Origin of the sequence: Sinorhizobium chiapasense (genome assembly GCF_045277575.1) — a bacterium.
In the GTDB taxonomy this organism is placed as follows: Bacteria; Pseudomonadota; Alphaproteobacteria; order Rhizobiales; family Rhizobiaceae; genus Ensifer; species Ensifer chiapasense_A.
The window spans coordinates 451,403-477,174 of the sequence record NZ_CP144206.1 but is presented as its reverse complement, the minus strand read 5'-3'; the positions used below and the strand labels follow the sequence as shown (position 1 = coordinate 477,174).

General features: G+C 64.1%; 22 protein-coding genes. 19 read left to right on the top strand and 3 right to left on the bottom strand.

The annotated features are described in order from the left end of the window. The 8 genes from QM996_RS21095 to QM996_RS21060 all read left to right on the top strand — a co-directional run bounded on the left by QM996_RS21095 (position 1) and on the right by QM996_RS21060 (position 10,879). Positions 1-528: a DUF4381 domain-containing protein gene (locus QM996_RS21095; protein WP_334198013.1), complete on the top strand. Its 528-nt coding sequence runs from the start codon at positions 1-3 to the stop codon at positions 526-528. Continuing rightward, positions 515-1,519, top strand: coding sequence for a vWA domain-containing protein (locus QM996_RS21090; protein ID WP_334198012.1), 1,005 nt, complete (start codon positions 515-517; stop codon positions 1,517-1,519). The genes QM996_RS21095 and QM996_RS21090 overlap by 14 nt, the downstream gene beginning before the upstream one ends. Next, positions 1,516-3,087, top strand: a complete 1,572-nt coding sequence (locus QM996_RS21085; protein ID WP_334198011.1) for a vWA domain-containing protein — start codon at positions 1,516-1,518, stop codon at positions 3,085-3,087. Before QM996_RS21090 ends, QM996_RS21085 begins: the two co-directional genes overlap by 4 nt. After that, a complete protein-coding gene (locus QM996_RS21080) occupies positions 3,084-4,454 on the top strand; it encodes a hypothetical protein (protein ID WP_334198010.1) in 1,371 nt (456 codons plus the stop codon). Before QM996_RS21085 ends, QM996_RS21080 begins: the two co-directional genes overlap by 4 nt. 277 nt (positions 4,455-4,731) lie before the next feature. Continuing rightward, positions 4,732-6,252 (top strand): arylsulfatase, encoded by a 1,521-nt coding sequence (locus QM996_RS21075; RefSeq protein WP_334198741.1) that lies wholly within the window; start codon positions 4,732-4,734, stop codon positions 6,250-6,252. A gap of 69 nt (positions 6,253-6,321) precedes the next feature. Then, positions 6,322-8,874: a fused MFS/spermidine synthase gene (locus QM996_RS21070; RefSeq protein ID WP_334198009.1), complete on the top strand. Its 2,553-nt coding sequence runs from the start codon at positions 6,322-6,324 to the stop codon at positions 8,872-8,874. Positions 8,875-9,092: 218 nt separating this feature from the next. Then, on the top strand, positions 9,093-9,629 hold the full coding sequence (locus tag QM996_RS21065) for an L-2-amino-thiazoline-4-carboxylic acid hydrolase (protein ID WP_334198008.1): 537 nt from the start codon (positions 9,093-9,095) through the stop codon (positions 9,627-9,629). Then, a complete protein-coding gene (locus tag QM996_RS21060; protein WP_334198007.1) occupies positions 9,626-10,879 on the top strand; it encodes a Zn-dependent hydrolase in 1,254 nt (417 codons plus the stop codon). Before QM996_RS21065 ends, QM996_RS21060 begins: the two co-directional genes overlap by 4 nt. Before the next feature lie 74 nt (positions 10,880-10,953). Here QM996_RS21060 and QM996_RS21055 read toward each other — a convergent pair whose 3' ends face one another. Beyond that, positions 10,954-11,631 (bottom strand): isochorismatase family protein, encoded by a 678-nt coding sequence (locus QM996_RS21055; RefSeq protein WP_334198006.1) that lies wholly within the window; start codon positions 11,629-11,631, stop codon positions 10,954-10,956. 153 nt (positions 11,632-11,784) lie between these two features. After that, positions 11,785-12,654 carry a pirin family protein gene (locus tag QM996_RS21050; protein ID WP_334198005.1) on the bottom strand — a complete coding sequence of 290 codons (870 nt, stop codon included), beginning with the start codon at positions 12,652-12,654 and terminating at the stop codon, positions 11,785-11,787. Positions 12,655-12,775: 121 nt separating this feature from the next. Between QM996_RS21050 and QM996_RS21045 the strand changes: the two genes are divergently transcribed. Beyond that, positions 12,776-13,696, top strand: a complete 921-nt coding sequence (locus QM996_RS21045; RefSeq protein ID WP_334198004.1) for a LysR substrate-binding domain-containing protein — start codon at positions 12,776-12,778, stop codon at positions 13,694-13,696. A gap of 17 nt (positions 13,697-13,713) precedes the next feature. On the opposite strand, the gene QM996_RS21040 is transcribed toward QM996_RS21045, so the two are convergent. Continuing rightward, complete coding sequence (locus QM996_RS21040; RefSeq protein ID WP_334198003.1) at positions 13,714-14,943, bottom strand: ROK family transcriptional regulator; 1,230 nt, start codon at positions 14,941-14,943, stop codon at positions 13,714-13,716. Positions 14,944-15,174: 231 nt separating this feature from the next. On the opposite strand from QM996_RS21040, the gene QM996_RS21035 reads away from it, so the two are divergent. From QM996_RS21035 to cysW, 10 genes are all read left to right on the top strand, one after another. Next, positions 15,175-16,413, top strand: a complete 1,239-nt coding sequence (locus QM996_RS21035; protein ID WP_334198002.1) for an extracellular solute-binding protein — start codon at positions 15,175-15,177, stop codon at positions 16,411-16,413. 188 nt (positions 16,414-16,601) lie between these two features. Continuing rightward, entirely contained in the window at positions 16,602-17,483 is an 882-nt protein-coding gene (locus tag QM996_RS21030; RefSeq protein ID WP_334198001.1) for a carbohydrate ABC transporter permease, read from the top strand. Beyond that, the gene (locus QM996_RS21025) at positions 17,483-18,328 is read left to right on the top strand and encodes a carbohydrate ABC transporter permease (protein ID WP_334198000.1); all 846 of its coding nucleotides are present in this window, start codon (positions 17,483-17,485) and stop codon (positions 18,326-18,328) included. The genes QM996_RS21030 and QM996_RS21025 overlap by 1 nt, the downstream gene beginning before the upstream one ends. After that, the gene (locus QM996_RS21020; RefSeq protein WP_334197999.1) at positions 18,325-19,350 is read left to right on the top strand and encodes an SIS domain-containing protein; all 1,026 of its coding nucleotides are present in this window, start codon (positions 18,325-18,327) and stop codon (positions 19,348-19,350) included. Before QM996_RS21025 ends, QM996_RS21020 begins: the two co-directional genes overlap by 4 nt. A gap of 3 nt (positions 19,351-19,353) precedes the next feature. Then, positions 19,354-20,289, top strand: a complete 936-nt coding sequence (locus tag QM996_RS21015; protein WP_334197998.1) for a PfkB family carbohydrate kinase — start codon at positions 19,354-19,356, stop codon at positions 20,287-20,289. Beyond that, a complete protein-coding gene (locus QM996_RS21010; RefSeq protein WP_334197997.1) occupies positions 20,286-21,371 on the top strand; it encodes an ABC transporter ATP-binding protein in 1,086 nt (361 codons plus the stop codon). The genes QM996_RS21015 and QM996_RS21010 overlap by 4 nt, the downstream gene beginning before the upstream one ends. Positions 21,372-21,475: 104 nt before the next feature. Beyond that, positions 21,476-22,534: a D-TA family PLP-dependent enzyme gene (locus tag QM996_RS21005; RefSeq protein ID WP_334197996.1), complete on the top strand. Its 1,059-nt coding sequence runs from the start codon at positions 21,476-21,478 to the stop codon at positions 22,532-22,534. A 319-nt stretch (positions 22,535-22,853) separates the two neighbouring features. Next, the gene (locus QM996_RS21000) at positions 22,854-23,891 is read left to right on the top strand and encodes a sulfate ABC transporter substrate-binding protein (protein ID WP_500270467.1); all 1,038 of its coding nucleotides are present in this window, start codon (positions 22,854-22,856) and stop codon (positions 23,889-23,891) included. Positions 23,892-24,009: 118 nt separating this feature from the next. Then, entirely contained in the window at positions 24,010-24,870 is an 861-nt protein-coding gene (gene cysT / locus QM996_RS20995) for a sulfate ABC transporter permease subunit CysT (protein WP_500270466.1), read from the top strand. Next, complete coding sequence (cysW, locus tag QM996_RS20990) at positions 24,860-25,762, top strand: sulfate ABC transporter permease subunit CysW (RefSeq protein WP_334197993.1); 903 nt, start codon at positions 24,860-24,862, stop codon at positions 25,760-25,762. Before cysT ends, cysW begins: the two co-directional genes overlap by 11 nt. Positions 25,763-25,772: the final 10 nt, after the last annotated feature.

The window sequence follows — 25,772 nt, the reverse complement described above, 5'->3', positions numbered from 1 at the left end:
ATGGCGACGGCCGCCCCTGCGAAAGATCCGTTGCTCGAGGCAACCCTTCGAGAGCTCGCGGACATCGCCATGCCTCAGCCTGTCTCGCTGATGCCGCAGACGTGGGCCTGGGCGGTGCTCGGCTGCGCCGTGCTCCTGCTGATCGCCTTCGCCTGCTGGCGCTGGTACCGGCGCTGGGAGGCCAATCGCTACCGTCGCGAAGCGCTCGCCGACCTCAAGGAAATCGAAGGACGGCTGACCGCCCCCGCCACCCGCGGCGAAGCGCTCGTCGCCCTACCCATCCTTCTGAAGCGCACCGCCTTGGTGCTCTGGCCGCGCGAAACAATAGCCGGGCTCCACGGCACGGGCTGGACGGGTTTCCTCGATGCCCATTCCGGCGGCCCCGTGTTTCCGATCGCCTCGGCGCGCTTCTTCGAGGAGGCCGAGTATCGCGGCAGCGCAGCGCTTTGCGCGGTTCCGGAGCCGGAAGCGCGGGCCTATGCCGCTGCGGCACGTCACTGGATCGAGGCGCACCATGTACGTGCTTGACCATGCCTGGGTGCTGATCCTCCTGCCGCTGCCCTTCCTCGTCTGGTGGATGCTTCCACCCTACCGCGAGCAGTCGGCCGCCGTCAGAATACCTTTCTTCAAGGACATTACCGCCGCCGCAAATCTCGGTCCGACCGAAGGCTCGGTCGTTCCGAGAACCAATCTCGGCCAGAAGGTGATTGCGCCGATCTGCTGGACATTGATCGTCCTGGCGCTGGCACGGCCGCAATATGTCGAGCCGCCGATCGAAAAGACCGAGCCGCAGCGCGACCTGATGCTGGCGATCGATCTCTCGCAGTCGATGGACACGCGGGACTTTCGCGCGCCCTCCGGCGAACTACAGACCCGGGCAGAGGCTGTTCACAAGGTGGTCGCCGACTTCATCGACCGGCGGCCGAATGATCGGCTCGGCCTGATCGCCTTCGGAGACGCGCCCTATCCGCTGGTGCCATTCACACTCGACCACGAGACCGTCAAGCTGATGCTGGCCGACAGCCTACCCGGCATGGCCGGCCCGCGCACCGCCGTCGGCGACGCGATCGGCCTCGCGATCAAGATGTTCGACGCCAGCACCGCGCCGGACAAGGTGATGATCCTCCTGACCGACGGCAACGACACTGCCAGCAAGATGCCGCCCGACAAGGCCGCCGGCATCGCCGCCGACAGACAGGTGGTGATCCACACCGTCGGTATCGGCGACCCCAATGCGGAAGGCGAGCAGAAGCTCGATACGACAACCCTCCAGGGCATCGCCGAGACGACGAAGGGGCGCTATTTCTTCGGCCAGGACCAGGCGAGCCTGCAGAACATCTACGAACTGCTCGACCAGTTGACACCGGCCAATCAGAAGACGCTGTCCTGGCGACCACGCATCGAACTGTTCCACTACCCGCTTGGCGCAGCCCTCCTGATCGTCCTCGCCTATCACGCCATCATGTGGCTTCTCTCTTCGCTTGCCGAGCGCCGCCGGCGGCAGGAGGCAGCACCATGATCTCGGATTTCCACTTCCTGAGACCGCTCTGGCTGCTGGCGCTGGTCGCCGCCCCTATGCTCGTCTACCTCGTCAGCCGGCGCAGTGACGTCCGCTCGCAATGGCAGGGCATGATCGCGCCACATCTGCTCGATCACCTGCTGGTCGAAAAAGGCGGCAAGCGGCGCCTCCAGCCCGTCCACATCACGGCGGCGCTGATCGCCGTTGCGGCCATCGCCGCCGCTGGTCCGACCTGGCAGCGCGAGCGCCCGCCCTTCGTCGAGGACACCGCGCCGCTGGCAATCGCCATCGACCTCAACCCGACCATGAATGCGACCGACATCTCCCCAACGCGGCTCGAACGCGCCAAACTCAAGATCCAGGATGTCCTCAGCCTCAGAAAGGGCTCGCGCACCGCGCTCTTCGCCTATGCCGGCTCCGCCCATATGGTGTTGCCGCTCAGCGACGATGCAGCGCTGGTCAAAACCTATCTCGCCGCTCTCTCGCCTCAGATCATGCCGGTTGACGGCAAGGATACGGCAAAAGCCCTGCAGGAAGTCGAAAAGGCTCTGGCCAACGAAACGGTGCCCGGCACGATCCTGTTCATGACCGACGGGGTCGAGCGCACCGCCTTCCAGGCGTTCAGCCGGTACAAGGGCCGCAATGCCCTGATGGTGCTCGGCATCGGCACGGCCGAAGGCGGCCCGGTAAAGACCGCCGACGGCGGGTTCCTGACCGACCCGACTGGCGCTCATGTTCGCTCCAAGCTCGATGTCGACGGCCTCAAGGCGCTGCAGTCTGCGTCCAAGGCCGAGGTCGCGACCGTCACGGCTGACGATGCCGATGTGCGTTGGATCGTCAGGCGCATCCAGACCAACTTCGCTGCAAAGACCGCGGAGGGGCTGACGCGCTGGCATGATGCCGGCTGGTGGCTGACGATCCCGATCGCCGTCTTCGGCCTGTTCTGGTTCCGGCGCGGCTGGACCGTGCGCTGGGCGGTCTATCTGATCGCCGTCGCCCTGCTTCCGGGCAACGAACGGGCAGAGGCCGCCGATGACCGCTTCCTCGATCTCTGGCTGACGCCGGACCAGCAGGGCCGTCGCGCCTTCGAGCAGGGCGACTTCCCGGGCGCGGCCGAAAAGTTCGCCGATCCCGACTGGCGCGGGGCGGCGCTCTATCGTGCCGGTCGTTTCCAGGATGCGATCGATGCCTTCGCCGAGACCGATACGGCCGGAAGCTACTATAACCAGGGCAACGCCCTCATGCACCTCGGCAAGGCGGAAGAGGCGATCGCTGCCTATAAGCAGGCATTGAGACGCCGCCCCGACTGGCCCGACGCGAAAAGGAACCTGGCGGCTGCCGAAAAGTTCAAGGCCGCCAAGGACAAGCAGGAACAGGACGAGCAGCAGGAACAGGCGGGTATCGACCCCGATCAGGTGCAGTTCGACGACAAGGGGAAGAAGGGCACGGACGCGACGATCCAGGGTGGACCGCAGACGGCGGACATGTGGATGCGCAACATCCAGGTCTCGCCCGCCGAGCTGCTCGCACGCAAATTTGCGATCGAGGCGAAGGAGGCGACACCGTGAGCGCCTCGTCCAATTTGCCTCGGCTCCTCGTCTGGCTCGTCGGCCTGTCGCTCTGGCTTGTGGGCAACGCATTCGCCGCGAACCCCTTCGCGCGCGCCACGCTCGCAACCGAGGGGACGATTTATGCCGGGCAGCAGATAGAGATCGACGTCGACGTCTTCGTGCCGAACTATTTCCTGGCGCCGCCGCAGTTCCCCTTGTTCGATCTTCCGGGTGCGGTGGTCACCATGCCCGACGACCGCGGCATGAACCTCAATGAGACTGTTGATGGCGAGGCCTTTTCCGGCATCCGCAAGACCTATGTGATCACGCCACAGGCAGCAGGTAACTATGCCCTGCCGACGATCGTGATTCCCTTCGGCTATGCCGCCGTGCCCGGCCAGACGACACAAGGCAGGGTGGCGGTACCACGGCTCAAATTCACCGTCGAAGCGGTTCCCGGAGGGGCCGCCGGTACGCCCGGTGTCACCGCCGGGGAAATCACGATCACGCAGACATTCGACCGGGACGCGGCCGGCCTGCATGCGGGCGACGCGCTGGTGCGCACGGTCACCACCCGCGCGACCGGCGTGGCACCGATGATGATCCCCGAACCGACCTTCGAAGCGCCCGAGGGCGTCAAGATTTATCGGCATGATCCGGTGCTCTCGGAGGAGCGCACGCCGCGCGGCGATATTGCCGCGGGACTGCGCAAGGACACCGTGACCTATGTCTTTGCCGCGCCGGGAACCTTCTTACTGGCGGCGATCACATTGGAATGGTTCAACCCCGCGACCGGAAAGACCGAAACGGCCGAGGTCGACGGGGCGAAGGTGGTGGTCGGCGCGGCGCCGGCTACGGAAATTGCTCTTGCCCCGCCCCCGCCGCCGCGCGTCGAGGAACCAATCGACAGGCTGTGGTGGGCCACTGCCGCGGCCGCCGTCCTCGCATTTGCCTTACTGGTTCAGCTTGCCGCCAATCTGGCCGGCCGGCTGGAAACCCGGATCGGCGCGGCGCTCTTGCGCAAAGCGCAATCAGAGGAGACGGCCTTCCGCCACGTTCTTGACGCCTGCCGCGACCATGACAGGACACGGCTGGAATCGGCGCTCGATAAATGGTCGCGCAAGACCGGCAACGTGCCGCTTGCGAAATGGGTGGATCGGTTTGCCGATCCGGAGGCGGTAGGCGCCTTCGCTCGCCATCGGCAGAGCCGCTACGGCATTGCGCAATTAAAACACGAGCGCTCCGATTTCGCCCGTCTGCGAAGTGGATTGACGTTGGCCCGGCGACGTTGGCTGGAAGAGTTCTCCGACGACGGCGGCGAAGCGGCTGATGAATTGCCCGAGCTCAACCCGGTGTTCGACAGCACCTTGCGGAAGAGCCGCTGAAGCCCCGTGCGGCGCCTCCGTTACACGCGCCCGCACGCCTTCGTAACCGTTACGTACTTACCCGCGGGCGCCTTCCCGCGGAGATTACGTCGGTAAATTCGAACCTTGCCTGCATTCCGAGAGCGATTTGTTTGCGGCCTCAGGGAGATTTGAAATGAATATCGATTTGAAGAACAGGCTTGGGCAGTTCGCGGCATGTGCCGTCGAGCGGTCCATGAAACCCAAAGCGCTGGCGCTCGCCGGCACCGTGCTGATGTCGACGATTGCCGCCTAGGCGCTGCCTGCTTTCGCACAGGATGCCGCCAAGCCGAACATTCTCGTGATCTTCGGCGACGACATCGGTCAGACCAATATCAGCGCCTACTCCTTCGGCGTCGTCGGCTACAAGACGCCGAACATTGACCGGATCGCCCGCGACGGCATGATATTCACGGATTATTACGCCGAGAACAGTTGCACCGCCGGCCGCTCCACCTTCATCACCGGGCAGACGGTGCTGCGCACCGGCATGTCCAAGGTCGGCGTACCCGGCGCTCCGGTCGGCATCCAGGACCGTGACGTGACGATCGCCCAGGCGCTGAAGGCGCAGGGTTATGCTACCGGCCAGTTCGGCAAAAACCACCTCGGCGACCAGGATCGCTTCCTGCCAACCGCACACGGTTTCGACGAATTCTTCGGCAACCTCTATCACCTGAACGCCGAGGAAGAACCGGAGCGGCCCTATTGGCCGAAGGACGATCCGGCCTTCCTCAAATCCTATGCGCCGCGTGGCGTGCTGCACTCTTTCGCCGACGGCAAGGTGGAAGATACCGGGGCGCTCAACACCAAGCGCATGGAGACCATCGACGACGAGACGACCGCGGCGGCGATGGAATTCATCAAGAAGCAGACGGAAGCCAAGAAGCCGTTCTTCACCTGGATGAACCCGACGCGCATGCATCTCTTCACCCATGTGCGCGATCAATACAAAGGCCAGAGCGGCATGCCGGGCAATGACTATGCCGACGGCATGATCGAGCATGATGGTGACGTCGGCAAGCTGCTCGACCTGCTCGACGAACTGAAAATTGCCGACAACACCATCGCCGTCTACACCACTGACAACGGCCCCAACCAGTTCTCCTGGCCGGACGCGGCAACCACGCCGTTCCGCAGCGAAAAAGACTCCAACTGGGAAGGCGCCTTCCGGGTACCGGCCATGATCCGCTGGCCGGGCAAGATCAAGCCAGGCGTTTCCAACGAGATGTTCTCCGGTCTCGACTGGTTCCCGACGCTTTTGGCGGCAGCCGGCGACAAGGACATCAAGGAGCGTCTGCTCAAGGGCACCGACCTCGACGGCAAGACCTTCAAGGTGCATCTCGACGGCTACAACCAGTTGCCGTACCTCACCGGTGAGCAACCGAAGAGCGCGCGCAACGAGTTCTACTATTTCAACGACGACGCCAAGCTCGTCGGCATGCGCTTCGACAACTGGAAACTGGCCTTCTGCGAAATGCGCAAGCCCGGCGGCTTCGACGTCTGGCAGGATCCGTTCACTTGCCTGCGCGTCCCGAAGATCTTCAACCTGCGCATGGACCCCTATGAGCGCGCGGACATCGTTTCCGACCAGTACAACGACTGGGTCACCAAGAACGCCTATCTGACCGCTCAGGGCGTCATCAAGGCTGCCGCCTTCCTCGAAACGTTCATCGAGTATCCGCCGAGCCAGAAGCCGGCGAGCTTTTCGGTCGACCAGATCGAAGAAGGCGTGCATGCCAAGATCAACGAGATCCTGGCCAAGACGCAACCGGCTCAATGACAATATCGAAGGCGGCGCACCATACGCGCCGCCTTCTCTTTCTTGCGTTTGCTCAGATGGCGTACATCGATGACGAAGAACATTCCGCCCGCTCGAACAGTCGCCTTCGAAGAGTCGAATGAAGGCGCCTTGGCGGCAAGGCGGACACGCTTCGGTCCGGCCATCGCCGCATTCATGCTCTTTCTCTCCGGCACGGCCGCGCTCATCTTCCAGGTCCTCTGGATCAAGCAGCTCTCGCTCGTTACCGGCATCGACGTCTACGCGGTCAGCACGGGTGTCAGCGCCTTCTTCCTGGGCCTTGCGCTCGGCAGCTTTGCCCTCGGCAGCATCGGCAACCGTTCCGAGCAACCGCTCCGCCTCTATGCCCTGCTGGAAACCGGCGTTGCCGTGCTTGGCACCGGCGTCACCGTCGTCCTTTCCCATATCGCCCCGCTCTTCGTCGCGATCGAAGGCACCAGCGCCTTCGCCGCCTGGGCCTTGCTGGTCCTGATCGTGGCGACACCTGCCTTCCTGATGGGCGGCACCCTCCCCGTGCTGCTGCATTCGCTCGAAGGGGCACCGGGTGGGGTCGGAGTGAAGGGCGGTCGCCTTTATGCCGCCAATACGCTCGGCGCGATCGTCGGCTGTCTGGCAGTCTCCTTCGTGATCGTTCCAGCGCTCGGCGTGCACGCGACCGGTTTTGCCGCCGGCGCCTTTGGCGCCGCCGCCGCGGCCATCGCCCTCTCACTGAACACGGCAAGGACGCGCAAAACCCTGCAAAGCGAGCAGCCGGCAGAAACGCAAGGTGCCGGTTCGCGTCTCGCGCTGATCCTCTACGCGATCGCCGGCGGCATCGCGCTTGGCTACGAAGTCGCCTGGTCGCAGGCGATCGTCCAGTTCATCTCCACCCGCTCATTTGCTTTCTCAGTGGTGCTGGCGACCTATCTTGCTGGTCTGGCGCTCGGCGCGGCACTCTTTGCCCGCCGGACCGATAGGCTGTCGGATGCCTGGGGCACCTTCGGCCTGCTCATCACGCTGGCGGGTCTCGTGGCGCTCGCCGAGCTCGCCTTGCTCGGCCCCTGGCTGACGGTGTTGCAGACCAGCGCCGAAGCTGCCGTGACCGCTATCACCAGCAGCATCTTTGCCGGAAGGTGCGCACGTTTCCTCGCCGCGGGCCTCACCATCGTCTTCGTCCCGACGCTGATCCTCGGCGCCGCCTTCCCGGTCGCGCTGCGGCTCGCCGTCGACCCCGAAAATGTTGGGCGCGACACCGGGCGGGTTCTCGCCTTGAACACGCTCGGCGGCATCGCCGGCACGCTTCTGACCGGCTTCGTGCTGATTCCGTCCTTCGGCATCATCAGAAGCTTCGCCATTCTCGCCGTCACCGCAGCCATCATCGGCCTCATCGCGCTCAGTCGCGGAAAGAACGGTTGGACGGGCTGGCGCATGGCGACGCCGGCGCTCGCCATCGTCACGGTGCTGATCGCCGTCGCGGTGCCGTCGGACCGCCTGGCGAACCTGTTGAACCTCGCGCGCGGCAACGGTACGATCATCTCTTACGAAGAAGGCCTGGGCGCCACTGTCGCCGTCATCGAACAGGGCCAGCCGGGCAGGCGTTTCCGCCGCCTCTACATCCAGGGCGTTTCCAACACCGGCGATGCCATGCCGTCGCTACGCTACATGCGACTGCAGGCGTTCTTGCCCCTCCTCATCCACAAGGGTGAGCCGAGATCGGCACTGGTGATCGGGCTCGGCACCGGGATTACCGCGGGCTCGCTGCTGGCCTATCCCGGGCTCGACCAGCGCGTTGCCGCCGAGTTGCTGCCGTCCGTCGCCCGCGCCTCGGCATTCTTTACCGGCAATTTCAATGCAGCAAAGGACAGCCGCCTCGAAGTGCGTGTTGCTGACGGGCGTCGCGAACTGATGCGAAGTGCGGAGCGCTACGATCTCATCACGCTGGAACCGCCGCCACCATCGGCGGCCGGCGTCGTCAATCTTTATTCGTCCGGCTTCTATCAACTGGCACGCGAGCGCCTGGCGCCGAACGGTCTCGTGGCGCAATGGCTACCGATCGCCACCCAGAATGACGAGGACACACGTGCGCTCGTGCGCAGCTTCCTCGACAGTTTCCCGCACGCCTCGCTCTGGTCGACCGAACTGCACGAGATGCTGCTGGTCGGCTCCGTGAACCCGCAGGAACTTGACGTCGGTCGCATTGCTTCACGGATGGCCGACCCGGCCCTCGTCTCTGCGCTTGGCGAGGTCGGCATCGGCAGCGCCGCGGATTTACTGGCAACCTGGATGACCGATCGCGACGGGCTCGAGCGCTATGCCGGTGAAATCCTGCCGGTGACCGACGACCAGCCGCGGATCGAATATGCGAGCTGGGTTCGGCCCGACGAGTTGCAGCGGACCCTGCCAAACCTCGTCGCCTTGCGCAGCAAGGCACCGCTTGTCGGAGCGGACGCGGCGCTCGAAAAATCCGTGGCCGATGCGCACAACCGGCTGATGCTGTTCTATCAGGCATCGCTCAACGCCTATGCCGGTTATCGCGACGAATGGGCGCGCGACATGGAATTGCTGATGCGTGTCGAGTCGGACAATCCCTATTACCGCTGGTTTGTTTCGAGCAGCGAGCGTTGATCGCGCAGGTCTGTGTTCGCCGGTCACGAACAGACTTCACGCGACTCCTACTCGTTCGGCGCCAGCAGCGGCGAGATTGATTCCGGCACAAGCTCAAATCTGCGCAAAATATTTGCATAGCATCGGATCCTTCCGGCACAGATTTGCAACACAAAGGCATCGCTGCCGTAGTATCCTGCCCCTGTTGTTCTGCCCTATGGCAGACAGGGAGGCATTCCATGGAAAAGACGGACAAAGAAACCACCGAAACCGCGTCCAGAGCGGCGATGGACGGCGAAATCGGCATTCTCGCACGCCGCCGCATCGAGGCCGGCATCATCGCGCCGATCTACGAGGCGATGCGCGAGGAAATCGGCGAAGAGCGCGCGCAGGCAATCCTCGACAAGGCGATCACAAAGGCCGCGATCGAAGCTGGCCGGACGTTTGCGGCAAAAACGCCTGGCGGCACCAATCTGCGCACGTTCCAGGAGTTGCAGGCCCTCTGGACCCAGGATGATGCGCTGACGATCGAGGTCACGAAAGCGACGGATGAAGAGTTCCACTACAATGTAAAGCGCTGTCGCTACGCCGAGACCTATCGCGAGATGGGGCTCGGCCATATCGGGCACCTGCTTTCCTGCAACCGCGACGGCGTCTTCTGCACCGGCTACGATCCGCGCATCACGCTTGAACGCACCCAGACCGTGATGCAGGGCGCCACCCATTGCGACTTCCGCTACCGGTTCAACAAGGATGCTCCGGAGCAGCCGAAATGAGCACCGAAGCCTCGCGCACTGAGCCCAAGCGTATCAACACACCGGCAACAAACGGCGACCGGTTGTGGAACGATCTCGTCACGACCGCCCGGTTCGGCGGGACCGACAAGGGCGGGGTCACCCGCCTGACGCTGACCGAGGAGGATCGCCAGGTCCGCGACTGGTTCGTCGGCGAGTGCCGGGCCCTCGGTTGCTCGGTCGAAGTCGACGGCATCGGCAACATCTTCGCGACCTATCCGGGCGAGGACATGGCACTGCCGACGATCGCCGTCGGCAGTCATCTCGATACCCAGCCGCAAGGCGGCCGGTTCGACGGCATCCTTGGCGTGCTGGCCGGAGTCGAGATCCTACGTACCCTCAAGGAAACCTCCACGCGGCTCCGCCATCCGCTGACGGTCGTTAACTGGACGAACGAGGAAGGCTCGCGCTTCTCGCCGGCGATGCTGGGGTCCGGCGTCTTTGCCGGCGCGCTTTCGCTTGATGCAGCCCATGCCCTCAGCGACCGCGAAGGCGTCCCGGTGGGCGCAGCCCTCGATGCGATCGGCTATCGCGGAAGTGCGGCGGTCGAACCGACCGCCTTAGCCGCCTATGTCGAGCTCCATATCGAGCAGGGACCGTTGCTCGAAGCGTCCGCAACCGAGATCGGTGTCGTCACTGGCATCCAGGGCCTGCGCTGGTTCGATGTCGTCATCACCGGAACCGAGGCACATGCGGGCAGCACGCCGATGGCGCAGCGCGACGATGCGCTCGTTGCCGCAGCAGAGATCGTGCTCGCGGTGCGCGACATCGCCCGAGAAAATACCCCTGGTGTCGGTACCGTGGGCTTCGTCGAGGTCGGCCCCAATTCGCGCAACGTCGTGCCGGGTTCCGTTCGGCTCCAGATCGACATGCGCCATCCCTCCGAGGCCGGCCTCGACCGGATGGAAACCGCTTTGCAGGATGCCGTTCGCAAGGCCGGCGCCCGCGCCGGGCTGATGCGCGTCTGGTCGAAGGCGCCGGTCGTCTTCGATCCGTCGATCGTGCATGCCGTACGCGCCAGCGCAGAAGCACTCGGCTATTCGGCCACGGACGCCGTATCCGGCGCCGGACACGATGCGGCGCATATCGCGACGATTACGCCGACCGCTATGATCTTCGTGCCCTCAAAGGAAGGTCTTTCGCACAACGAGGCGGAATATACCGCGCCCGAAGAGTGCGCCCGCGGCGCGGAGGTTCTGTTCCAGACCATCCTGGAACTCGACCGGCGCTGATCGACAAGCGAAGTACCCACGGCCGATATCAGCCGTGGGTGCTTGCAGTCCGTTTTCGCGATTTCTCAGCGTTCTCAGCCGCGTTGCGAGTCGAGCTGCTCGTGGTCCTTTTCGACCTGCTGTGCCTTGAGATAGCTTTCGATCAGCAACTGATATTCCGGGAAGATCTTGGTGTAGATCTCTGCCCACTGCTGGGCGTCGTCGCGGTGCCAGGTGCGCTGCAGTTCGGAGGCGACCGCCGCCGTATCCATCGGCACCACGCCGGCCTGGACGACACGGGCAAGAGTGATCTCCTCGGCCATCTTCGAGTAGGTGCCCGAAGCATCGACGACGACGAAGACCTTGTAGCCGTCATGGACAGCGCTGATCGCCGGAAAAGCCATGCAGACGCTGGTGATCGTGCCGGCGATGATCAGGGTCTTGCGGCCGGTTTCCTTCACCGCGGTGACGAAATCCGGATTGTCCCAGGCGTTGATCTCGCCGCGACGGGCAACGTACTTGGCATGCGGCGCGTTCGCATGGATTTCCGGGATCAGTGGGCCGTTCGGGCCCTGCGGCACGGAAGCGGTGGTGATCACGGGCATCTTGGTCAGCGTCGCCATGCTGGCAAGCGCTGCCGCATGGGCGCGCAGCTTCGGCATCGGCATGTCGTTGACGGTCTGGAACAGGCCGCTCTGGTGATCGATCAGCAACATTACGGCGTCATCGGGATCGATAACCGGGCGCTGTCCGTTGAAGTTTGCAGGTGTCATGGCATTGCTCCTTGTTTGATGGGCTTCTGTTGGGATCGAGACAACGCCCGGTCGATTGCGGCCGTTGCTTCTTGTGAGGCTCGATATCTTTGGCGAAGTGTATCCGCCCTTGGGCCGTCCGAGCTTCGGCCCGACGTGCGCGACCAGCCGGCGCTAGGCGCTCGCGATCTTGCCAAAGCGGCCAGACTGAAAGTCCGTCATCGCCTGTCTGATTTCCTGTTCGGTGTTCATGACGAATGGGCCGTACATGGCGACCGGTTCGTTGATCGGTTCGCCGCTGAGGACGAGCGCCGTCACATCCGAGCTGGCGTCCAGAGTAGCGCCGCCGCCGTGACGACCGAGGAGAACGAACTGTGCCTCCCCGACGAGATCGCTGCCATTGACGAGGACATTGCCGCGCAGGACCGCCAGGCCAGCCGAATGGCCCTCCGGCAGATCGAGAGCCAGCGAAGCTTGCTGTTTCAGGCGCAGGTCCCATAGATTGACGGGCGTGAAGGTGCGGGCGGGTCCTTGCGCTCCGGCATAATTCCCGGCGATCACCCGCAACGCGCCGGCGCCATCCGGCAGGCTCACCGTCGGAATGTCTCGATCGAGCAAGGTCTGGTAGCCGGGTTCGACATTCTTGTTGACTGCCGGCAGGTTGACCCAGAGCTGGACCATTTCGAGGGTACCACCCTCTTTGGTGAAGCGCTCCGAATGGAATTCCTCATGCAGGATGCCGCCGGCGGCCGTCATCCATTGCGCGTCGCCCGGGCCGATATGACCGCCATTGCCGGCGGAGTCGCGATGGTCGACCTCGCCCTGGTAGACGATCGTCACCGTCTCGAAGCCGCGGTGCGGATGGACGCCGACGCCGCGCGGTGTCACGCCCGGCGCAAAGTTCATCGGCCCTGCGTAGTCGAGCAAGAGGAACGGGCTGGCATGATCGCCGACGCGGTCGCGCGCCAGCAGCGAGCGAACCGGGAAGCCATCGCCAACCCAATGCGGATGCGCGTTCCCGAAGATGCCGAGTATCTTTCTCATGGCTGTTTCTCCTTGGCCCCGCCGTTTCAGCGAGAGCGTTGGAGGCAAGATACGGCTGCACCAAATCTGGCGGTAGACGGGCGTTTTGAGCTATAGTGTCCTAAAAACAGGACAAATACCCATGCAGGATTTGAACGATCTCAGGCTCTTCGTCGACGTGGTCGAGCAGAATGGCTTCGCGGCCGCCGCCCGCAAACTGAATATGCCACGCTCACGTTTGAGCCGCCGCATCGGCGTCCTGGAAGAGCGGCTGGGCGTGCGGCTCGTGGAGCGCTCGACCCGTCATTTCGTCATCACCGAGATCGGCCGGGAATATTATCGCCATTGTGTCGCCATGCTGGTGGAGGCCGAAGCGGCGCAGGAGATGATCGACCGCACGCGTTCCGAACCGCAGGGTGTGGTCCATGTCAGTTGCCCGTCTTCGGTCGTCTATTTCCAGGTCGGCGAAATGATCGCCCGGTTCATGGCCGAATGTCCGAAGGTGGAGGTGGTACTCGAAAGCACCAATCGCCGCGTCGACGTGTTGCGTGAGGGCATCGACGTCGCGATCCGCGTCCGCTTTCCGCCGCTTGAAGAAAGCGATCTCGTCGTCAAGCGCTTTGCCGAGAGCAAGCAACGGCTGGTCGCCAGTCCCAGGCTGCTTGCCGACATGATCGCGCCGCCCGCACCGGCGGATCTCGGCGCTCTCCCGAGCCTCGCCTGGAACCCCGATCGCCAAAGTCACGACTGGCGGCTGGACGGTCCCGGCGGCACAACCGCAATCGTCAGGCACCGGCCAAGGCTCGTCACCGAGGACATGGTGGCCTTGCGACTGGCGGCCCTCAATGGCGTCGGCATCTGCCAGCTCCCAACAATGGTGGTCCGGCAGGACCTGAAAGACGGCACACTGGTCGATGTGCTGCCGGACTGGGCGCCAAAGGCCGGCATCATCCACGCCGCGTTCCCGTCGCGCCGGGGCCTATTGCCCTCCGTTCGTGCCCTGCTCGACTTCCTCGCCGCCGAGTTTGCGGAACTGGCGCGTCTGGACGAACCACGAACCTGATCGCCGAAAGTCCGGGATCATAGGGCGGCGCTGACCCGGGTCTTGAGAATTGCTGAGAAGCGCGGATCGAAAGTGCGGCTGATCGGCTCTGCCGCAGCACCGATCGCCACCGCCCAGGGATCGGTGAAACCGATCTGCAGACGGGGGAGGCTGCGGTCGCGCCGGTCGGCGATCGAAGGCAGCAACGGCATCATCGCCTCGACGAGCAGGCGCGCGAGCCCCGGTGGAAGCCCGCCGCACAGGATCACCGTCTGCGGATCGAAGATCGTTTCGAGCGCCTGGACGGCGGCGCGCAGTTCGAAGACGGCCGCGTCGAGCCAGCGCCGCACCCGCTCGTCCGGGCCGGCGGCAACCGCATCGATATGGGCGTATAGCTCGGGATCGGCGGGGTCGAGGTCGAGCAGCCTGCAGAGTGAAGCGATCGAGGCGCGGTGTTCGAGCGGCGTGCGCTCGTCCAGCGACGCGCCACGCGGCAGGCTGAGGATCATGCCGATCTCGCCGGCATTGCCATTGGCGCCGCGATAGAGCTCGCCGTTGAGGATCAGCCCGGCGCCAAGGCCATAGCCGAGATAGATGCAGATGGCATGGTCCACGCCGTGCGCAGCTCCGACCATGCGTTCGGCAGTCGCAGCCGCAGCGGCATCGTTCTGCAAGCCGACATCGAGTCCCGTGCCGGCCGCAAGCGTTTCGAGCAACGGAAAATTCTGCCAGGCCGCCATCATCCAAGTGTCGTCGTCATCGGCTTCGATACCGAAGGGACCGGGCATTGCCGCCCCGAGGCCGACGAGCCGATCTTCCGATTGCGGGGCGATCGCCGTGAGATCGCGGCGGGTCTTCTCGATCAGTTCCAGGATCGTCCGGACGCCGGTCGCCGGTCCGCCGGCGGGCAGGTTGGCCTCGCCGCGAGCAAGCACCCGGCCGACCAGATCGACCGCAATGGTCCGCGTCACATGCCGGTCGATCTGCAGTCCGATCGCAAAGGCACCCTCCGGCACCAGGCGATAGGGCGTCGAGGGTTGCCCGCGGCCGTTACGCACCGCCTCGAGCGATTCGACCAGCCCATCGCGTTCCAGATCCTCGATGATGTTGGAGACCGTCTGCTTCGTGAGCGCCGTCGCGCGCGCAAGCTCAGCCCGGGACAATTGACCGTTCAGGCGCAGAGCGTCGATCATCACACGCCGGTTGTGTGCGCTCGTTCCCTCCTGATTGGTGCCGCTCTTCGCCCGGATCAGGCGCATATCGTTCATCCAAAAAGCCCTCTTGACACTGTTAGAATATTGAACAAAAAATAAGTCAAGACAATTGACTTAATAGGAGCCGAAATGAGCTCCGGGGGAACGAAGGCAGCGGCAAGGGCCGCTGCGAGCGCTCCGACGGATATGTCGACGGCCGCTCGGAAACGGACGGACTTCTCGCATGCGGCGCGCCGTTGAGACGCGTCGAAGGAAGCTGAACCGCTCAAGTTACTGGAGGAAATGATGTTGAAATCGATTAGAACCACGCTGCTTTGTGCGGCCCTCGCCAGCGTTTCCTTCGCCGGTCACGCGCATGCGGAAACGACGCTGAACGCACTCTTCATGGCCCAGGCGGCCTATAGCGAGGCGGATGTGCGCGCGATGACCGAGGCCTTCACCAAGGCCAACCCGGACGTGAAGGTGAACCTCGAATTCGTGCCCTATGAGGGGCTGCACGACAAAACCGTGCTGGCGCAGGGGTCCGGCGGCGGCTACGACGTCGTGCTCTTCGATGTGATCTGGCCGGCCGAATACGCCACCAACAAGGTGCTCGTCGATGTCACCGACCGCATCACCGACGAGATGAAATCTGGCGTGCTGCCCGGTGCCTGGACGACTGTCGAATATGACGGCAAGCGCTACGGCATGCCGTGGATCCTCGACACCAAATACCTGTTCTACAACAAGGAAATCCTGGAGAAGGCCGGCATCAAGGCGCCGCCGAAGACCTGGGACGAACTTGCCGAACAGGCGAAGGTGATCAAGGACAAGGGCCTGCTCGCAACACCGATCGCCTGGAGCTGGTCGCAGGCCGAAGCCGCGATCTGCGACTACACCACCCTCGTCAGCGCCTATGGCGGCAAGTTCATCGACGGCGGCAAGCCGGCGTTTACTTCGGGCGGCGGCCTCGACGCGCTCAACTACATGGTGGCGAGCTATTCTTCTGGCCTCACCAATCCGAACTCCAAAGAGTTCCTGGAGGAGGACGTGCGCAAGGTGTTCCAGAACGGCGAAGCCGCTTTCGCGCTGAACTGGACTTACATGTACAACCTTGCCAACGATCCGAAGGAAAGCAAGGTTGCCGGCAAGGTCGGCGTCGTGCCGGCCCCGGGTGTTGCCGGCAAGAGCGAAGTTTCGGCCGTCAACGGTTCGATGGGTCTTGGCATCACTTCGACCAGCAAGAATCCGGACGAGGCCTGGAAGTACATCGTCTACATGACCTCGCAGCAGACGCAGAATGCCTATGCCAAGCTCAGCCTGCCGATCTGGGCCTCGTCCTATGAGGATGCCAATGTCACCAAAGGTCAGGAAGAACTGATCGGCGCCGCCAAGCGCGGCCTGGCGGCCATGTATCCGCGCCCGACGACACCGAAGTACCAGGAACTTTCGACTGCCCTTCAGCAGGCGATCCAGGAAGCGCTGCTCGGCCAGGCTTCACCTGAGGACGCCTTGAAGACGGCGGCCGAAAACAGCGGCCTTTGAGCCGTCCTCCCAAGCCCCGGGCGGGCAACCGCCCGGGGACCGCGGGAAACGACGCTTTAGCGGTTTAACGCTTGCGTCCAAGGACTTTAACACTTTGATTTGGCGCATCATTCGCTTGGGTCGGTTACGATCCGAGGCAATGTGCGATAGCATGACGGGCTCCCTGGGCCCGAGAAGGTTTCCATTCCATGTCCGGCACCTGGATTACGACGCGCGCATGGCTGCTCATGCTGCCACTGCTGGTGGTCATGATTGCGGTCATCGGCTGGCCATTGGTCGATACGGTCAGGCTGTCCTTCACCGACGCCAAACTCGTCGGCACCGAAGGCGCGTTCGTCGGCTTCGACAACTATGCCAAGATGCTCGGCGGCTCGAACTTCCTGCGCGCCTTCATGACGACGACCTGGTTCGCCGTCGTATCGGTCACCGCCGAGATGGTGCTCGGCGTGCTGGCGGCCCTTCTGCTCAATCAACAGTTTCGTGGCCGAACCGCGCTGCGTGCGCTGATGATCCTGCCCTGGGCGCTGCCGACGGTGGTCAACGCCACGCTATGGCGACTGATCTACAATCCCGAATATGGCGCGCTCAACGCCGCCTTGACGCAGATCGGCCTGATCGACAGCTACCGCTCCTGGCTCGGCGAGCCCGGCTCCGCACTGACGGCGCTGATCATCGCCGATTGCTGGAAGAATTTTCCGCTGGTGGCACTGATCGCACTTGCGGCCCTCCAGGCCGTGCCGCGCGATATCACCGCCGCCTCGCTCGTCGATGGCGCTGGCCCCTTCAACCGCTTCCGCTATGTCATCCTGCCCTATCTGGCGGGGCCTCTGCTCGTCGCCCTCGTGCTGCGCACGATCGAGGCCTTCAAAGTGTTCGACATCATCTGGGTGATGACGCGCGGCGGCCCCGCCAACAGCACGCGCACGCTGTCGATCCTCGTCTATCAGGAGGCCTTCTCCTTCCAGCGCGCCGGATCGGGCGCCTCGCTGGCGCTGATCGTCACGCTGCTCGTGACGGTGCTGGCCGTCGCCTATGCGGCACTGGTGCGCAAGGCCGCAGGAGCATCGTAATGGAACGCCAGAACCCCCTGTTCACCGCCTTCGTCTACGCCTCGGCGCTCCTGCTGGCAGCGGTCATCCTAGCTCCCATTCTCTGGCTCTTCGTCATGAGTATCTCGTCGGCCGCCGACCTTTCGGCAAAGCCGCTCAACTGGTGGCCGGACGCAATCGACCTGTCGCGCTACCGCCTGCTGTTGTCGACGCTGGAGAACAGCGCCGGCGCCGCCTTTACCGCTTCGCTGTTCAACAGCATCAAGGTCGCCGGCATGGCGACACTGGCGGCGATCGCTGTCGCCATTCCATCCGCCTGGGCCGTGTCCCGCACACCCAGTGTTTCCTGGTCGCTCTATGGCGTGATCGCCACCTACATGCTGCCGCCGGTGGCGCTGGCCGTGCCGCTCTACATGGGGCTTGCCTATCTCGGCCTTTTGAACTCCGTGTTCGGCCTGGCGCTTGTCTACCTCACCATTCTCGCCCCCTTCACCACCTGGCTCTTGAAATCCGGCTTCGATTCCATTCCCAGGGAGATCGAGAGCGCGGCCATGATCGATGGCGCCCGCCTCGACCAGATCCTGCGGCTCATCACCCTGCCGCTCGCGGCACCGGTCATGGCGACTTCGGCGCTTTTCGCCTTCCTGCTCGCCTGGGACGAATTCTTCTATGCGCTGCTCTTCACCTCCGATCTGCGCGCCAAGACGCTCACGGTTGCCATTGCCGATCTCGCCGGTGGCCGTGTCTCCGACTACGGACTGATCGCAACCGCCGGGGTGCTCGCCGCCCTGCCCCCGGTGTTGATCGGCCTCCTCATGCAGCGAGCCCTGATTTCCGGGCTGACCAGCGGCGGCGTCAAAGGATGACGGCTATGACCACCACGCAACGCCCGGCCGGGCTCGTCGCAATCGATCGTGAAATGGCGCGTCAGGCTTCGGATGCGATCGGCTCCTTCCACCAGGCAACAACCCTTGCAACAAAGATTGCCATCTCGCTGAAGGCGACGGGCAAGCTGCTGCTGCTCGGCATGGGCGGTTCGCATGCCGTTGGCCGCGCCGTCGAGCCGCTCTACCGCACCCATGGCATCGACGCCATTGCCCTGCCGCTCTCGGAACAGCTCGGCCAGCCGCTTCCAATCGAGAACAAGACAATCCTTGTGACCTCGCAGTCGGGCGAAAGCGCCGAAGTGCTGCGCTGGTTTAGCGAAACCAATGGCGCAACGCCGCACACCTTCGGCCTCACCTTGGAAGGCGGCTCCTTCCTCGCGAAGAACGCACCATCGCTCATCGGCGTCGGAGGCACGGAAAAAGCCTTTGCCGCCACCCGCAGCCTGACGATCAGCTTCGCCCTGCATCTTGCCGTTCTCGCTGCCCTTGGCGACGACCCGGCCGCAGCGTTTCAGGCACTGGAACATCCGCAATCGCCCGATACGGCGGCAGCGCTTGCTGGGTTGAGCGGCGTCCGGTCCGTCGTCACGTCGGGCCGCCGGTTGCAGGGACTGGCGGAAGCGATCGGCCTCGGCCTGACCGAGCTTTCGCGCCTGCCCTGCTTCTCGCTCGAAGGCGGCCAGCTTCGCCACGGACCGATGGAAATGCTCGGCCCGTCGGTTGGCGTCGTGCTCTTCCGGGCGGAAGATCCGACCGCCGGTCTCGTCGAAGCCATGGCTATTTCCGCCGCCGGGGCCGGCTCGCCGGTCATCGTCTTCGACGCCTCCGGCCAAGCGCCGATCGAAGGCGTCACCACCATTTCCTTTGCACCGGCCGCCGGCATGGCGGCAATTTTCGCGATGCTGCCGGTCGCCCAGTCCTTCATGATCGCCTTTGCGGCGGCCCGGGTCGAGAATGCCGGCACTCCCGTGCGCTCGACCAAGATCACCCGGAGCGAATAACCGATGCGTCCTCTTGCCGTGGTCGGCAACGCCAATGTCGATCTCATCCTCGGGCCGGCGGCCCCCTGGCCGAAGGCTGGCACCGAAATCATCGTCGATCATGACGAACTGCGCGTCGGCGGCTGTGCCGGCAACAGCGCGCTCGCCTGGGATTCGCTCGGTGTCGACTATGTGATCGCCGCCAATGTCGGCAACGACCAGTTCGGAACCTGGCTGAAGGAGGCTTTTCCCGAGCGATCCAAGTCCTGGCCGGTCGAAAATGTCGGGACCACACTCTCCGTCGGCATCACCCATCCCGATGGCGAACGCACCTTCTTCACGACGCGCGGACATCTCCCGCTTTTGAGTTTCGAGGAGGTTCGAGCGATGCTTGACGCGGAGAAGCTGCGCGGCGGCTACGCGCTGCTTACGGGTGCCTTCCTGACCGATGCGCTAACCGCGGACTATGACCGTTTCTTCGACTGGACCGACGCGCACGACATAGCCGTTGCCCTCGACACCGGCTGGCCGCTCGACGGCTGGACGCAGACAAACTGCACGGCAACCGTCGGCTGGCTGAATCGTTGCCGGCTGGCGCTGTTCAACGAGGTCGAGACGACGACGCTGACGGGCCTTGCCGACCCGACCGCGGCGGCACATGAGCTCCGGAAAAACATGCCCGAGGGCGCGATCGTCGTCGTCAAGCGTGGACCCCATGGCGCGATCGCCATCGATGCGGAAGGCCGTTTTTCGTCGACCGCCGCACCCGCGGTTTCCGTGGTCGATACGATCGGCGCCGGCGACGTCTTCAATGCCGGGTTCCTGGCGGCACTTGCCGCGGAGATGCCTTTGGAGGCCTGTCTTCGCGCCGGCGTCGCCATCGCCTCCGAGGCGATTTCCACCTTGCCGCGCAGCTACGGCAAACCGCTTTCGTCCTACCTTCAGGAGACCGGCGCATGAGCGCTCTCGCCATTCAGAACATTCACAAGCGCTATGGCGATATCGAGACGCTGAAGGGCATCGACATCGACTTGGAGAGCGGCGAGTTCCTGGTGCTGCTCGGTTCGTCCGGCTGCGGCAAGTCGACCCTGCTCAACATCATTGCCGGACTTGCGGAGCCGAGCGGCGGCGACATCCGGATCGGGGATCGCTCCATTCTCGGCGCCCACCCCAAGGACCGCGACATCGCCATGGTGTTCCAGTCCTATGCGCTCTACCCGAACATGAGCGTCGCGCGGAACATCGGCTTCGGGCTGGAGATGCGCAAGGTTCCGGCCGCCGAGCGTGCGAAGGCGGTGACGGAAACGGCGAAGCTCCTGCAGATCGAGAACCTGCTCGACCGCAAGCCGAGCCAGCTTTCCGGCGGTCAGCGCCAGCGCGTCGCCATCGGCCGCGCGCTTGTCCGCAATCCGCAGGTCTTCCTCTTCGACGAACCGCTTTCCAACCTCGACGCAAAGCTGCGCATGGAGATGCGCACCGAGCTCAAACGCCTGCACCAGATGCTGAAGACCACGGTCGTCTACGTCACTCACGACCAGATCGAGGCGATGACGCTCGCGACCCGCATCGCGGTGATGCGCGACGGCCGGATCGAGCAGCTCGGAACGCCGGAAGAGATCTATGACCGGCCGGCGACGCTGTATGTCGCCGGCTTCGTCGGCTCGCCGCCGATGAACATCCTTGATGCGACCGTTGCGCAAGGTCAGTTGCAGATCGCCGGCGACGGGCAAGCAATCATCCTGCCGGCTCGCTTCCGGGGCGTTGTCTCGGATGGCCAGCGCGTCAAGGCTGGCATTCGGCCGGAAGCGCTGCGACTTGCCGCCGGTGACGACCCCGCCCCGCAGTTTAAGGCCCGCGTCGAGGTGGTCGAACTCACTGGCCCCGAGCTCGTGACGACGGCGCGGATCGGCGAGCAGCGCATTACCGCCTGCCTGCCGCCGCGCAGTTCGGTTCTTTCGGGCGAAGAGCGCGTCTTCATCGTCGAGGCGGATGCCCTTCATCTCTTCGATCCCGACAGCGGCCGGTCGCTGGCGAAGGGCTGAGGTTGCCTGCGGGCGACGACCGGGATTGCTTTGGCAACGCCTTTTCCTTCTTGTGAGAATCGTTCATCACAGGTTGTCCCGCGCGAGAAGAGGAAGTGACCGCGATGCCCTTGCCGATCGAAACGCCGGCCGTTCTCGTCGATCTCGAGGTTGCCAAGCGCAACGTCGAGCGCTTCCAGGCCTATGCCGACGAGCATGGCATTCGCGTGCGTCCGCATATCAAGACGCACAAGCTGCCGCAGATGGCCGAGCTGCAGCTCGAGGCCGGCGCAGTCGGCATCACCTGCCAGAAGGTCACCGAGGCGGAAGCGATGGTCGAGGGCAGCGACCGGATCAAGGACGTGCTGATCACCTACAACATTCTCGGCGAGGCCAAGATGACACGGCTGGAACGGCTCAATGGCCGCGTCGCGCTTGCCGTCGTCGCCGACAACGAGACCGTCATCGACGGGCTTGCCACCTATTTCGCGGGCAAGGACAGACCGCTTCGCGTGCTCGTCGAATGCAACACCGGCGCCGATCGCTGTGGCGTTGGCACGCCGGCAGAAGCCGCGAGGCTGGCTCGCCGGATCGAGGATGCGCCGGGGCTGGTCTTCGGCGGCCTGATGACCTATCCGCCGGTCGACGGCGAGGCGAAGGTCCAGGCCTTCATGAGTGAAGCGAAGCGACTGATCGAAGCCGACGGCATCGCCGTGCCCGCCATCACCTCGGGCGGCACCCCGAGCATGATGCACGCCGCCGGCGCCCCTGTCGCCAGTGAATATCGACCGGGCACCTACATCTACAACGATCGCTCGCTGGTTTCGCGTGGCGTTGCCGGTTGGGACGATTGCGCCCTGACGGTGCTTGCGACCGTCGTCTCGGTGCCTTCCGAAAGCCGGGCGATCATCGACGCCGGCAGCAAGGTGCTGACCTCTGACCTGCTGGGGTTGACCGGCTACGGTCACGTGCTCGGCCGTGATGACATCCGCATCGACCAGCTCTCGGAAGAACATGGCCGCCTCGTCACCGATGGACCGATCAACCTTAAGGTCGGCGACCAGCTCCGCATCGTGCCCAACCACGCCTGCGTCGTGACCAACATGGTCGACGCCGTCCATATCATCGAGGGCGGCACGCTGAAAGACACCTGGCCAATCGTCGCCCGCGGCCGTGTGCTGTAGAGACGTAGCGACCTGCCTTCTGCAGAAGCTGTGCTCTCCAGAAGTACCCGCATTCGCCCTGAAATGCAGAGCTGACGGATCCTTGAGGGACCTTTCGGCCAAACAGCAGCAGGGAGAATCGACGCGCGTCCACTGGACATAGGCGTCGCTCCCTCCATTTAATGGTCTCGGCGGACCGGTGCGGCCAGATGTGACGGTTGCAGGCAAACCGTTCCTGAAAAAGCCGCGAGAACGATAGGACATTTCCCGATAGCCGCCTCCAGCATCATCGGTTTGCGTTGTAGCAGTCGATTAAATTGATAGTTTTATCTGGTAACCAATGGAGGTCGAGATGGTCTTTGGACGAATTACCGGAATAGTGGGACTGGCAATTGTGCTCGGAGGCCTGCAGCTTGGGGCTGCGAGTGTTGCGTTTGCCGACACGACGATCCTGAACGTGTCGTATGATCCGACACGTGAACTCTATAAGGACTTCAACGCTGCCTTTGCGGAGAAGTGGAAGGCAGACACCGGCGAGACCGTGACGATCCAGACGTCGCATGGCGGCTCGGGCAAGCAGGCGCGTTCGGTCATCGACGGTCTGCAGGCCGATGTCGTCACACTGGCGCTTGAGGCCGATATCGACGCGATCGCCAAGGAAAGCGGCAAGATCCCGGCGGACTGGAAGACGAAGTTCGAAAACAACAGCGCACCCTACACCTCGACAATCGTCTTCCTGGTGCGCAAGGGCAACCCCAAGGGCATCAAGGACTGGGGTGATCTGGTGAAGCCGGACATCCAGGTGATCACGCCGAACCCGAAGACTTCGGGCGGCGCGCGCTGGAACTTTCTGGCCGCCTGGGCCTATGGCCGGGCCGCCAATGGCGGTGACGACGCCAAGGCGCAGGAATACGTGACCAACCTCTTCAAGCACGTTCCGGTGCTCGACACCGGTGCGCGCGGCGCGACGACGACCTTCGTGCAGCGCGGCCTCGGCGACGTCCTGCTCGCCTGGGAAAATGAAGCCTATCTGTCGCTCGAAGAACTCGGGCCCGACAAGTTCGAGATCGTCACGCCGTCGATCTCGATCAAGGCCGAGCCGCCGGTGGCGCTCGTCGACGGCAATGTCGACGCCAAGGGTACGCGCAAGGTGGCGGAAGCCTATCTCGGCTACCTCTACAGCGATGCCGGCCAGAAGATCGTCGCCAAGCACTACTACCGGCCGTTCAAGCCGGCGGCTGCCGACCCGGCTGATATCGCCCGCTTCGGCGAATTGAAGCTCGTTACCATCGAAGATTTCGGCGGCTGGAAGGAAGCCCAGCCGAAGTTCTTCGGCGACGGCGGTGTCTTCGACCAGCTCTACAAGCCGGGCCAATAAGAACGACCTTAGACGCGCAGCCGGTCAAACTGGCTGCGCGTCTTGCTTCGCGCCGCGCCGGGCCATTGGCAGGAAATGCGGTTCATTACGTCTCGTGAGCTTTGCAAAGGTAGTGCCATTGACGGATACGACGAAGACTGCGCCCTGGCGGTTTCGCCAGCCGAGTGTCTTGCCTGGGTTTGGGCTGTCGCTCGGGATCACGCTGAGCTGGCTGGTGCTGATCGTGTTGATCCCGCTGTCGGGCCTGGTGTTTCGCGCCAGCGGGCTCGGCTGGTCGGAGTTCGTGGCGCTGACGCTCGATCCGCGCACCCTCAATGCGCTGAAGATCTCCTTCGGCACGGCATTCCTCGCCGCGGTGATCAACCTGATCTTCGGCGTCATCCTCGCCTGGGTGCTGGTGCGCTATCGGTTCCCCGGCAAGCGGGTGATCGACGCCATGGTCGACCTGCCGTTCGCACTGCCGACCGCGGTCGCCGGCATTGCCCTGACGACGCTCTATGCGCCCAATGGCTGGATCGGCCAGGTCATCGAGCCGCTCGGCCTCAAGGTCGCCTTCACCCCCGCCGGCATCGTCGTCGCGCTGATCTTCGTCGGCCTGCCCTTTGTCGTGCGCACCGTGCAGCCGATCATGGAGGAGATCGACAAGGAGGTCGAGGAGGCCGCCGCCACGCTTGGCGCCAGCCGCTTCCAGACGATCAGCCGGGTGCTTTTACCGGGGCTGATGCCGGCCGGCCTCACCGGCTTTGCGCTGGCCTTTGCCCGCGGCGTCGGCGAATACGGCTCGGTGATCTTCATCGCCGGCAACCTGCCCTATGTCTCCGAGATCGCGCCGCTGTTGATCGTCATCCGGCTCGAGGAGTTCAACTACGCCGCCGCCACGGCGATTGCCGCGGTGATGCTGGCGATCTCGTTTGCGATGCTGCTGTTCATCAACTCGATCCAGGCCTGGAGCCGGCGGAGATATGTCTATGTCGCATGACCTGACCGCCAGCGCTGTGGCAAGCCCCGGCCCGCAGCCGGCGCTGCCGGCGCTTGCCGCCGCCACCTCGGAAAGCCGCTTTGCCCGGCTGACGCTGACGATCACCGCCCTTGCCTTCGTCGCGCTGTTTTTGCTGTTGCCGCTCGCCGCCGTCTTCACCGAGGCGCTGCGCAAGGGACCGGCCGAGTTCGTCATGGCGCTCGGCGACGCCGAGACCTTCGCGGCGATCCGCCTGACGCTGACCGTCGCCGCCATCGCCGTGCCGCTCAACCTCGTCTTCGGCGTCGCCGCCGCCTGGGCGATCGCCAAGTTCGAGTTCAAGGGCAAGGCCTTCCTGACGACGCTGATCGACCTGCCGTTTTCGGTCTCGCCGGTGATCTCCGGCCTCGTCTTCGTGCTGTTGTTCGGCTCGCACAGCCTGATCGGCCCGTGGCTGCAGAGCCACGGCATCCAGATCCTGTTTGCCGTGCCCGGCCTGGTGCTCGCCACCGTCTTCGTCACCTTCCCCTTCGTCGCCCGCGAACTGATCCCGCTGATGCAGGAACAGGGCAGTAGCGACGAGGAGGCGGCCCTGTCCCTGGGCGCGTCGGGCTGGCAGACCTTCTGGCACGTGACGCTGCCGAACATCAAATGGGGGCTGCTCTACGGCGTGCTGCTCTGCAACGCCCGCGCCATGGGCGAGTTCGGCGCCGTCTCGGTCGTCTCCGGCCACATCCGCGGCGAGACCAACACCATGCCGTTGCAGGTGGAAATCCTCTATAATGAATACAACTTCGTCGCCGCCTTCGCGGTGGCGGCGTTGCTGGCGCTGCTGGCGCTGATCACCCTGATTTTGAAGACGGCGCTGGAGATCCGCTACAGCGCCGAGATCGCCGCCAGCCGCAGGCACTGACCGGGAAAGC